The organism is Streptomyces sp. NPDC001027 (genome assembly GCF_040299045.1).
Lineage (GTDB): Bacteria > Actinomycetota > Actinomycetes > Streptomycetales > Streptomycetaceae > Streptomyces.
In genome coordinates, this window is the sequence record NZ_JBEPBI010000254.1 from 1 (window position 1) to 10971 (window position 10971).

General features: G+C 73.4%; 8 protein-coding genes. 6 read left to right on the forward strand and 2 right to left on the reverse strand.

The window, feature by feature from the left end; translation table 11 throughout:
• Both ABT300_RS36680 and ABT300_RS36685 read left to right on the forward strand, forming a co-directional pair.
• The coding region (locus tag ABT300_RS36680) for a M4 family metallopeptidase (RefSeq protein WP_351685375.1) at positions 1-1109 on the forward strand (1109 nt) is incomplete at its 5' end.
• Between the two features lie 178 nt (positions 1110-1287).
• A complete protein-coding gene (locus ABT300_RS36685) occupies positions 1288-1989 on the forward strand; it encodes a DUF6215 domain-containing protein (protein WP_351685378.1) in 702 nt (233 codons plus the stop codon).
• A gap of 139 nt (positions 1990-2128) precedes the next feature.
• On the opposite strand, the gene ABT300_RS36690 is transcribed toward ABT300_RS36685, so the two are convergent.
• Positions 2129-3634, reverse strand: coding sequence for an MFS transporter (locus tag ABT300_RS36690; RefSeq protein ID WP_351685381.1), 1506 nt, complete (start codon positions 3632-3634; stop codon positions 2129-2131).
• A 222-nt stretch (positions 3635-3856) separates the two neighbouring features.
• On the opposite strand from ABT300_RS36690, the gene ABT300_RS36695 reads away from it, so the two are divergent.
• The gene (locus ABT300_RS36695) at positions 3857-4591 is read left to right on the forward strand and encodes a TetR/AcrR family transcriptional regulator (protein ID WP_351685383.1); all 735 of its coding nucleotides are present in this window, start codon (positions 3857-3859) and stop codon (positions 4589-4591) included.
• Positions 4592-4689: 98 nt separating this feature from the next.
• Here the strand turns inward: ABT300_RS36695 and ABT300_RS36700 are convergent, their stop codons facing one another.
• Positions 4690-6780, reverse strand: coding sequence for a molybdopterin oxidoreductase family protein (locus ABT300_RS36700; RefSeq protein WP_351685385.1), 2091 nt, complete (start codon positions 6778-6780; stop codon positions 4690-4692).
• A gap of 449 nt (positions 6781-7229) precedes the next feature.
• On the opposite strand from ABT300_RS36700, the gene ABT300_RS36705 reads away from it, so the two are divergent.
• From ABT300_RS36705 to ABT300_RS36715, 3 genes are read left to right on the forward strand one after another with little or no spacing between them, the layout of a single operon-like run.
• Positions 7230-8747: an amino acid adenylation domain-containing protein gene (locus tag ABT300_RS36705; RefSeq protein ID WP_351685388.1), complete on the forward strand. Its 1518-nt coding sequence runs from the start codon at positions 7230-7232 to the stop codon at positions 8745-8747.
• Positions 8744-10111, forward strand: a complete 1368-nt coding sequence (locus tag ABT300_RS36710; RefSeq protein WP_351685390.1) for an FNR domain-containing protein — start codon at positions 8744-8746, stop codon at positions 10109-10111. The genes ABT300_RS36705 and ABT300_RS36710 overlap by 4 nt, the downstream gene beginning before the upstream one ends.
• Before the next feature lie 34 nt (positions 10112-10145).
• Positions 10146-10913 (forward strand): enoyl-CoA hydratase-related protein, encoded by a 768-nt coding sequence (locus ABT300_RS36715; protein ID WP_351685393.1) that lies wholly within the window; start codon positions 10146-10148, stop codon positions 10911-10913.
• Positions 10914-10971 lie beyond the last annotated feature (58 nt).

Below are 10971 nucleotides of genomic sequence, written 5' to 3' on the forward strand. Positions count from 1 at the left end.
TGGACACGCTCGGCAACCCGGTCGCCCGCACCGTGCTGACCGACGCGCGCACCGGCGCCCAGATCGACGCCTGGGACGCGCTGGAGACGGCGACCGGCGACGGCAAGTCCCTGTACGGCGGCACGGTCCCGCTGCAGACGACCCCGTCCGGATCGACGTACCAGCTCAAGGACCCGACGCGCGGGAACACGTACACCGGCGACGCCGAGAACAAGACCGACCTGTGCATCTTCGGCATCTGCTTCAGCCGCGCCCCCGCCACGCTGTTCACGGACGCCGACAACCACTGGGGGACGGGAGCCGCCGCGGACCGCGCGACGGCCGCCGTGGACGCCCAGTACGGCACCGACGTGACCTGGGACTACTACAAGAACGTGCACGGCCGCAACGGCATCGCGGGCGACGGCAAGGGCTCGTACAACCGCGTCCACTACGGCAACAACTACGCCAACGCCTTCTGGGACGACAGCTGCTTCTGCATGACCTACGGCGACGGCAACGCCACGCAGCTCGGCCCGCTGGTGGGCCTGGACGTGGCCGGGCACGAGATGTCCCACGGCGTGACGTCGAAGTCGGCGAACCTGACGTATTCGGGCGAGTCCGGCGGTCTGAACGAGGCGACCTCCGACATCTTCGGCTCGCTGGTGGAGTTCTACGCGAACAACTCCTCCGACGTCGGCGACTACCTCATCGGCGAGAAGATCGTCCGCCCCGGGTTCGGCCGGGACGCGCTGCGCTACATGGACAAGCCGAGCAAGGACGGCAGTTCGGCCGACTACTGGAGCAGCTCGGTCGGCAACCTCGACGTGCACTACTCCTCGGGCGTCGCCAACCACTTCGCCTACCTCCTCGCGGAGGGCAGCGGAACGAAGACGATCAACGGCGTCACCTACAACTCCCCGACGTCCAACGGCTCGACGGTCACCGGCATCGGCCGCGACAAGCTGGGCGCCATCTGGTACCGGGCCCTGACCGTCTACATGACGTCGTCCACCAAGTACGCGGGCGCGCGGACGGCGACCCTGAACGCCGCCCGTGACCTCTACGGCGCGGGCAGCGCGGAGTACAACGCGGTGGCGGCGGCCTGGAGCGCCGTCAACGTGAACTGACCCGACCGGCAAACGCCGACCCGAGCACGACCAGCACGCCGCGGCCCGCCCCGACGACCTCCCGGGGCGGGCCGTGGCGGGCTGTGGCTCGATCCCGCTTCCCCGTGGCCTGATCACCCGCTACGCTCCCTCCGCGCGCATCCGGCGCGAGCAGGGGGTACCGGGGGTAGTGGGGGACATGAGCGAGGACGTGGCCGCGGCCGAGAAGGGCCCGAACGCATGGGCTCAGGCCATCGCGGCGCTGGTGGTGGTCGGGGCGCTGGGGGGCGCGTTGTATGTGATCCAGCAGAACGACGCGAAGGCCGCGGACAAGCCGGCCATGTGCAGGGCCGACGACGAGGACAAGAAGGCCGACGAGGCCGCGAGGGCGGCGAAGCGCGTCTCCGGGACGCAGTTGTGCACCGCGCTCAACCGCACGGACCTGCCGACGCTCCTCGGCACGCCGGCGGAGCACGCGCGGACCGCCTACGGCAGCGACGGCTCGGTCGAGACGGGGGAGAAGAGCATCCCCTCCCCCGAGGGGACCGTCCAACTGGACACCTACACGGTGAAGTTGTCGCGTTCCTACGACGGTCTGCCGATCAGCGGCATGCAGAGTCTGCTGAGCGAGGCGCAGACGAAGACGATCGCGGGTCACCCCGCCGTGCTCTACTCGAGCCCGACGATCGCCATCCAGTTCAACCTGGGCGGCGGCAAGTCGCAGTCCGCGCCGGGCGGCATCGCCCGCACCCTGGTCGTCGCCCCGGACGTCAAGGACGGCGGAGGCTCCTACGAGCTCTCCATCTGGCGCCAGGACGACGTGCGGCCGGACGACACGGCACTGCTGCGCGTCGCCCAGCAGGTCCTGCCCACGATCCCGGGCTGGGCCACCGCCCGCTGACAGCCCGCTCGCCGACAGGCCGGTCGCTGACGGCCCGCCGTCCGACGGGCCGCCCGCTGACGGGCCGCCCGCCGTCCGGACACGCCGAAGGCCGGCGCCCCGTGGGGCGCCGGCCTTTCCCGGTGCGGGAGCGGGGCGGTCAGGCGACCGGCTGCGGCTCCTTCGCGGGAGCCTCGGCGACGGGCTGCCGCGGCTCGGCGTCCCGCATGACCAGGGCCGCCACGACGGCCGCCGCCAGGACGCCGATCGCGCTGATCGTGAAGGTCGTCGTCATCGAGGCGGTGAAGGCCTCCCGGGCCGCCCGCACCAGAGTGCCGTCGCCGCCGGCCGCCGCCAGCGCCCCGCCGATCGACTGCCGGGCCGCCTCGGGGGCGTCGGCCGGCATCTCGGCGGCGAAGCCGCTGGTCAGCAGGGAGCCGAGGATCGCGATGCCGAGCGCGGTGCCGGCCTGCTGGACGGTGTCGTTCAGGGCCGAGCCGACCCCCGCCTTGTCCGCCGGGATGGTGCCCATCAGGGCGGCGACGGCGGCGGGCATCGCGAGTCCGGCGCCGAGGCCGAGCAGCCCCAGGGCCACGGCGGGGACGGTGAAGCCGGAGTCCGCGCCGACCGTGGCGAGGAGGGCGAAGGAGGCGGCCATCACGAGCATCCCGGCCAGCACGACGAACCGGTTGCCGATCTTCCCGGTGAGATGCGCGCCCGCCCCGTTGCCGGCCAGCGCCGCGAGGGCGAACGGCAGGAAGGCGAGCCCGGCCCGGACGGGGGAGTAGCCGAGGACGAACTGCAGGTACTGGGTGAGGACCAGCAGCAGACCGCCGTTGCCGATCTGCACCAGGGCCAGCGAGAGCGAGCCGCCGCTGAAGTTGCGGTGCTTGAAGAGGACCAGCGGGACCATCGGCGAGGGGGTGACGTTCTCCCAGACCACGAACCCGGCCAGTCCGACCACGGCCACCGCGAGGGTGACGGCGGAGCGCCCGCCGAACGCGCCGTGCAGCGGAAGCTCGATGATCCACCAGACCAGGGCGGTCATGCCGACCGCGGAGAGCACCGCGCCGAGCGGGTCCGGCTTCTGCCAGGGCGCCCTGGACTCCGGCATCAGGGTCACGGCGGCGACGACGGCGAGCGCGACGACCGGGACGTTGATCAGGAAGATCGAGTGCCAGGAGAAGTGGTCGATGAGGACGCCGCCCAGGACCGGACTGCCGACCAGGCCCAGCATGGACACCGACCCCCACGCCGCCATTGCCTTGCCGCGCTCCTCCTCGTCGAAGACGGTGATGAGGATCGACAGCGTGGACGGCATGATCAGCGCCCCGCCGACGCCCATCGCGGTGCGGACGGCGATCACCTCGCCGGGGGCGGTGCAGAACGTCGCGGCCAGGGAAGCCGCCCCGAAGAGGGACAGGCCGATCAGCATCACCCGCCGGCGGCCGAAGCGGTCGCCGAGGCTTCCCGAGGTCAGCAGCAGGCCGGCGAAGACCAGGATGTAGGAGTCGAGGATCCACTGGGTGTCCTGGGCGCTCGCGCCGATGTCCTCGGTCATCGAGGGGACCGCGACGGTCAGCGCCATGCTGTCGACCGTCAGGACCAGCGTGCTCAGGCACAGCACGACCAGGATCCACCAGCGGCGAGGACTACGGGTTTCCATGACGTCCGGTCCTTTCGTTCGTCTCATTCGTTTCGTGCGTCTCGTCGGTCGTCGTGCGTCTCGCTCGTCTTCGTGCGCACGGCGTTCCCGTGTTGCGCACACTGTTCCGTGCGATGCGAACACTGTACGCAGCGCGGAACGGTGTGCGCAAGTGGGGAACTCTGTACGCTGGAAGCGCACGATGTACGCCCGCTGTCAGTCGACCCCTTCGGGAGCAGAGCCGTGGCCGCCGAGACGAAGAACCCCCGCCCCGTCCCCTCCGTGTGGGCCCGTGGGCGCCGCGAGCCCGACCAGCCCGCGCTCAGCCGGGACGCGATCGTCCGGGAGGCGGTCGCGATGCTGGACGCCGACGGCATCGAGGCGCTGAGCATGCGCAAGCTGGGCGCCCGGCTGAACGCCGGCGCGACCTCCCTCTACCGGCACGTCGCCACCAAGGACGAGCTGATGGAGCTGGCGGTGGACGAGGTCGCCGCCGAGATCCACGTCCCGTCGGCCGGCGGGTCCGACTGGCGCGCCGCCGTGGCCGAGGCCGCGGGCTCCTTCCGCGCGACCGCGCTGCGGCACCCCTGGCTCGCCTCGGTCCTCGGCCAGGCGGGACTCGCCTATCTGGGCCCCAACCTGATGTCCTTCTCGGAGCGGCTGGCCGAGCTGTTCACGGCCGCCGGGTTCGCCGAACCGGGCCGCGTCATCGAGCCCGTGCTGAGTTACGTCATCGGCGTGAGCACCACCGAGGCGGCCTGGCTCACCACGGTCGCCCGTTCCGGCGAGACCGAGGCGGACTTCGTGGCCCGCCTGATGCCCGCGGCCCAGCAGGCCGCCGCCCCCTACGCCCACCTGGCGAACGAGTACGCCGCGACCGCCGCCGAGGCGGCCGACCCGGAGGCGCTGCGCGAGGGCAAGTTCGCCTACGGCCTGGACGTCCTGCTGGACGGCCTGGCACTGCGCCTGCCGGGGTGAGGCGGCCTCGGCGCGGCTTCCGTGGCGCATCGGCGAGGCTCCGACGAGGCCTCACCGAGGCTCGGAGCGGGAGCCCGCCGCGTCGGCGCGGGGGATCGTCAGACGGACGGTCCCGCGAGCTCCACCCGCACCGCGCACACCTTGAACTCAGGCATCCGTGAGGTCGGGTCCAGGGCCGGGTTGGTCAGGGTGTTGGCCCGCCCGGCGCCCGGCCAGTGGAACGGCATGAAGACGGTGTCCGGGCGGATGCCCGTGGTGATCCGGGCCGGGGCCACCGCCCGCCCCCGTCGGGACACGACCGCCAGCGCATCGCCCTCGGCCGCCCCGAGCCGCGCCGCCAGCCGGGGGTGCAGTTCGACGAACGGGCCGGGCGCGGCGGCGTTCAGCTCGGCGACGCGCCGGGTCTGGGCGCCGGACTGGTACTGCGCGACGACCCGACCGGTGGTGAGCAGCACGGGGTAGTCGTCGTCCGGTTCCTCGGCGCTCGGCCGGTGCGAGACGGACGCGAACCGGGCCCGGCCGTCCTCGGTGGCGAACCGGTCGAGGAACAGGCGGGGGGTGCCGGGCGTCGGGCGGCCGTCCTGACCGGCCGGGCAGGGCCAGAACACCCCGTCTTCGTCCGCCAGCCGCTGGTAGCTGATCCCGGAGTAGTCGGCGATCCCGCCGGCGCTGGCCCGCCGCAGCTCCTCGAAGACCTCCTCGGGCTCGACGGGGAAGCCCTTCTCGACGCCCAGCCGCGCGGCCAGTTCGTGCAGCACCGCGAGGTCGGTGCGCACGCCCTCCGGGGCGGTGACCGCCTGGCGGCGCAGCAGCACCCTGCCCTCCAGGCTGGTCGTCGTCCCCGTCTCCTCCGCCCACTGGGCGACGGGCAGGACGACGTCCGCGAGGGCCGCCGTCTCGGACAGGACGACGTCGCAGACGGCGAGGAAGTCGAGGGACTTCAGGCGTTCCTCGATGTGCGCGGCGCGCGGCGCGGACACCACCGGGTTCGAGCCCATGAGCAGCAGCGACCGGATGTCGGACCCGAGCGCGTCGAGGAGTTCGTAAGCGCTGCGGCCGGGGCCGGGCAGCGAGTCCGGGTCCACGCCCCACACCTCGGCCACGTGCCGTCGGGCCGCCGGGTCGTCCAGTTTGCGGTAGCCGGGCAGCTGGTCGGCCTTCTGGCCGTGCTCGCGGCCGCCCTGCCCGTTGCCCTGTCCGGTCAGACAGCCGTAGCCGCTGAGCGGCCGTCCCGCCCGGCCCGTGGCCAGGCACAGGTTGATCCACGCGCCGACCGTGTCGGTGCCCTTGGACTGCTGCTCGGGCCCGCGCGCGGTGAGCACCATCGCGGCCTCGTGCTCGCAGAACAGCCTGACCGCCTCCCGGAGTTGTGGAACGGACACCCCCGTGATCCGTTCCACGTACTCCGGCCAGTGGGCCATGGCGGCCGCCCGGGCGTCCTCCCAGCCGACGGTGCGCTCGCGCACGTACTCCTCGTCGACCCGTCCCTCGGCGACGATCAGGTGCAGCAGTCCGAGCGCCAGCGCGAGATCCGTCCCCGGCCGGGGCGCGAGATGCAGGTCCGCCTGCTCGGCGGTCCTGGTGCGGCGCGGGTCGACGACGATCAGCGTGCCGCCGTTCTCCCGCAGTTCGCTGAAGAACCGCAGCGCGGGAGGCATGGTCTCGGCGAGGTTGGAGCCGACCAGGATCACACAGCCCGTGCGCGGGACGTCCTCGAGCGGGAAGGGCAGTCCCCGGTCGAGTCCGAACGCCTTCACTCCGGCCGCCGCGGCGGACGACATGCAGAACCGGCCGTTGTAGTCGATCTGCGAGGTGCCGAGCACCACGCGGGCGAACTTGCCGAGCGCGTAGGCCTTCTCGTTGGTCAGCCCGCCGCCGCCGAACACGCCGAGCGCGTCGGCCCCGTGCGCGGTGCGCACCCGGTCGAGCTCCGCGGCGATCCGGTCCAGCGCCTGGTCCCAGGAGGCGGGCACGAGCGTGCCGCCGGACCGCACGAGGGGCGAGGTCAGCCGGACGCCCGGGGCCAGCACCGCGGCCGCCGTGCGCCCCTTGCCGCACAGCGCTCCCCGGTTCACCGGGAACCCGGTGCGCTCGACCACCTCGACGCCCCCCGCGGGCAGAGGCGAGAGGGCCATCCCGCACTGCAGGGCGCAGTACGGGCAGTGGGTGGGCGTCGAGGCGGTCGGCATGCCCTCCAGCGTGCGTCGTGCGTGTTACGCGCCGTGCGGCCTCCTGTTACGGCGGTGTGCTGGCGACCTCCCCGGGCGCCGCCTCCCGGAGTGAGGCGCAGAGAGCCCCGCCCTTGAGTCGTCGCCGACCCGTACGAACGTTGCCCCTGTGGACGAAGACGCCACAAGTGACTCATTCCGTGCAGTGGATGACCGGTTGCGCATGCTTGATGGTTGAAAAGCCGCCGTTACAGTCGAGTGCGCGCACGACCCCGCACGGGGTACGACCTCGCACGGGGCGCGACCCCGCCTGGGGCACGACCCCGCACGGCGCATGACCCCGCACGGCGCACGACCGCACGGCGCACGACCCGCACGGCGCCCGCCCCCGCAGGCGTTCGCACCCCGGGCGAGCCGTCACCGCCGGCCATGTCATCTGCATCCCGAAGCAGCCTGGAGGTCACCCCACCATGCCTCTGCGCCATCTCACCCCCCGTGACCAGGAACTCTTCTGGCGCTACGGTCGCGGCCCCGCCGTCGACGTCCCGGACCCGCTCATCCACCACGCCGTCGAACGGCATGCCGCCGCCGCCCCGCACGCCGTCGCCGCCGAACACCGCGGCGCGACCCTCACCTACGGCGAGCTCAACCGGTACGCGGACGCCCTCGCCGCCCGGCTGGCCCACGAGGGCGTCCGCCCCGGCGACCACGTCGGCCTCTTCGTCCGCCGCTCGCTGCCGATGCTCGTCGGCCTGCTCGGCATCCTGAAGGCGGGCGCGGCCTACGTCCCCCAGGACGTCGGCCTCGCGCCCGCGGCCCAGCTCGCCCACGTCGTCCGGGCCGCCGCCACCCGCGTCGTGCTCACCCAGCGCGCACACCTCGCCCGCATACCGCGCGGCCCCCGCGTCCTCGCCCTGGACGAACCCCTCCCGCGCGCCCCCGCGCCCCGCCCCCGCATCGGCCCCGACGACGGCTGCTACGTCCTGTTCACGTCCGGCACCACCGGCCGCCCCAACGGCGTGAAGGTCACCCACCGCAACGTCGCCAACCTGCTGTGCACCGAACCCGGCGGACTCGGCATCCGCCCGGGCGACCGGGTGGCCCAACTCCTCAACATCGCCTTCGACATGGCCGCCTGGGAGATCCTCGGCTGCCTGGCCCACGGCGCCACCCTGGTCGTCCGCGGCAAGGACATCGCGGCGGCCGCCCGCACCGCCACCGTGCTCGTGGCCACCCCGACCGTGCTCGCCGGCGTCGACCCGGCGGCCTGCCCCCGGGTTCGCACGGTGGCCGTCGCCGGCGAGCCCTGCCCGCGCCCGCTCGCCGACGCCTGGGCCGCCCGCGCCGCCTTCCACAACTGCTGCGGCCCCACCGAGACGACCATCGTGAACACGATGAGCCGGCACGCCCCGGCCGCGCCGCTGCTCACCATCGGCCGACCCACCCCGAACAACACCGTCTACGTCCTCGACGCCGACCGCCGTGCCCTGCCCGTCGGCGAGGTCGGTGAGATGTGGGCAGGCGGCGACTGCGTCTCGGCCGGGTATCTCGGCAACGACGAGCTGAACGCCGAGCGCTACGCCCCCGACCCCTTCCTCGGCGGAGGACGCCGGATGTTCCGCACCCGGGACCTCGGCCGCTGGACCCCCGGCGGCGAACTCGAACACCTCGGCCGGACCGACGACCAGGTCAAGGTGCGCGGGTTCCGGGTCGAGCTGGACTCCGTGTCGTCGGTTCTCGAAGGCGTGCCGGGCTGCACCCGGGCGGTGACCCTGCGGCGCGACGCCCGCAGCCTGGTCTCCTTCGTCTGCCCGGCCGACGTGGACCCCGACACGGCCCGGCGCGCGGTGGCGGACGCACTGCCGTACTACTGCGTGCCCGAGGATGTCATGCCCATGACTTCACTGCCGGAGACCGACCGCGGAAAGATCGACAAGGCGGCGCTGCTGCAGCTGGCCCGGGAGCGGACGGCGGTGGCCGCCCGATGACGACGTCCTCCTCCCTGCCCCCGCCCGCGTCCCCGCCCCCGCTTCCCGCGCCCGCTGCCTGCGTCCCCGCCCCTGCCGCGGTCCCTGCCCCAGCCCCCACCCCCGCCGCCGTCCCCGCCTCGCCGTCCCCCGCCGGCCGACCCGTCGAGCTGCCCCCGCTGCTCTCCGCGCCCCGGCGTCTGCTCAAGCACCCGCGGCTGATGCACCACAACCGCCTCGCGGCGCTGGTGCTGCTGGTCAACCTGGCCTACGCATACGGGAGTCGGCCCCTGTCGGAGTCGTCCCTGGCGCACGCGTCCCTCGCCAACCTCGCCCTCGCCGTCCTCGTCCGCCAGCAGTACGTCGTCAACCTGCTGTTCCGGCTGGCGACCTCGGCCCCGACGCACTGGCCGCTGCGACTGCGCTGGACGCTGGGCAAGGTCTACCACTTCGGCGGACTGCACGTGGGCGGAGCGCTGGCCGGCGCGGCCTGGTTCCTGGCGCTGACCCTGCGGACCACCGACGGCTCGCTGCGGGCCGTCGGCTGGATCCTGGTGGCGCTGCTCGCCGTGATCGTCGCCACCGCCCTGCCGTCCTTCCGCGCCCGCCGTCACGACGTCTTCGAGAAGATCCACCGCTTCGGCGGCTGGGCCGCCCTCGCCCTCTTCTGGACGCACACGCTGATGGCGGCTTCCGGACCCGGGCCGGTGTCCGTCCTGGCGCTGGTCACCTTCAGCGTCGCACTGCCCTGGCTGCGGCTGCGCAAGGTCGACGTGCGCCTCGAACGGCCCTCGCGTCATGTGGCGTTGGCGCGCTTCGACCACGGCGTGACGCCCTTCGCCGGCTCCTCGACCGCGATCAGCCGAAGCCCGCTGAAGGAGTGGCACTCCTTCGCCAACGTCCCGGCCCCCGGGGAGTCCGGCTTCCGCCTCACCGTCTCGCGGGCGGGCGACTGGACCGGGGCCTTCATCGACGACCTGCCCCCGAGGGTGTGGACGAAGGGCATCACCACCGCCGGGGTCGCCAACATCGAGGTCCTGTTCACGAAGGTGGTGTACGTGGCGACGGGCAGCGGCATCGGGCCCTGCCTGCCGCATCTGCTGGCCGCCGAGGTCCCCTCCCGGCTGGTCTGGGCGACCCGCGATCCCCGGGCGACCTACGGCGACGCCCTCGTCGACGAGATCCTCGCCGCGCAGCCGGACGCCGTCGTCCGGGACACCTCCCGCGGCGGCAAGCCCGACATGGTGGCGCTCGCGTACGCCGCCTACCGCGACTTCGGGGCGGAGGCGGTGATCTGCATCTCCAACAAGAAGCTGACCTGGCAGGTGGTGCACGGGCTGGAACGGCGAGGGATTCCGGCCTACGGCGCGATCTGGGACTCGTGAGCCCCTAGCGGGGACGGGAAGGGAAGGCGACACCATGGACAACCTGAAGCTGGAACGGGCGGGCGCGGTCGTGACGGTCCGTCTGCACCGACCGCACGTCCTCAACGCGCTGAACGCCGAACTGCTGGCCGAACTCCTGGACGTCCTGCGCCCGTTGGACGCGGACGACTCCGTCGGATGCGTCGTCGTCACCGGCTCCGAGCGGGCCTTCGCGGCCGGCGCCGACATCAGGGAGATGGCGGGGAAGTCGGCCGTGGAGATGGCGCGGGAGGACTACTTCTCCGCCTGGGAGGACTTCGTCGACCTGCGCACCCCGCGGATCGCCGCGGTGCACGGCGTCGCCCTCGGCGGCGGCTGCGAACTGGCGATGATGTGCGACCTGGCGATCGCGGGGGAGTCCGCGGTCTTCGGACAGCCGGAGATCAGGCTGGGGGTGATCCCGGGCATCGGCGGCACCCAGCGACTGACCCGCCTGGTCGGCCGCGCCAAGGCGATGGACCTGGTCCTCACGGGCCGCACGATGGACGCCCGCGAGGCGGAACGCGCGGGCCTGGTCTCCCGCGTGGTCCCCGACGACCGGGTCCTGCCCGAGGCGTGGGAGGCGGCCGCGGCCGTCGCCTCGTACGGGGGCGCGGCGGTGCGCGCGGCCCGCGAGTGCGTGGACCGGGCCCTGGAGACCGGGCTGCGGGACGGCATCCGCTACGAACGCCGGGTCTTCCACGCCCTGTTCGCGACGGACGACCAGAAGGAGGGGATGGCCGCGTTCCTCGAGAAGCGCACGCCGCGCTTCACCGGACGCTGACGCTCCCCGCCCGCCGGTCACGGGGGGGAGGAGGAGGGGCGTGCGGCGGGCGCGGGGG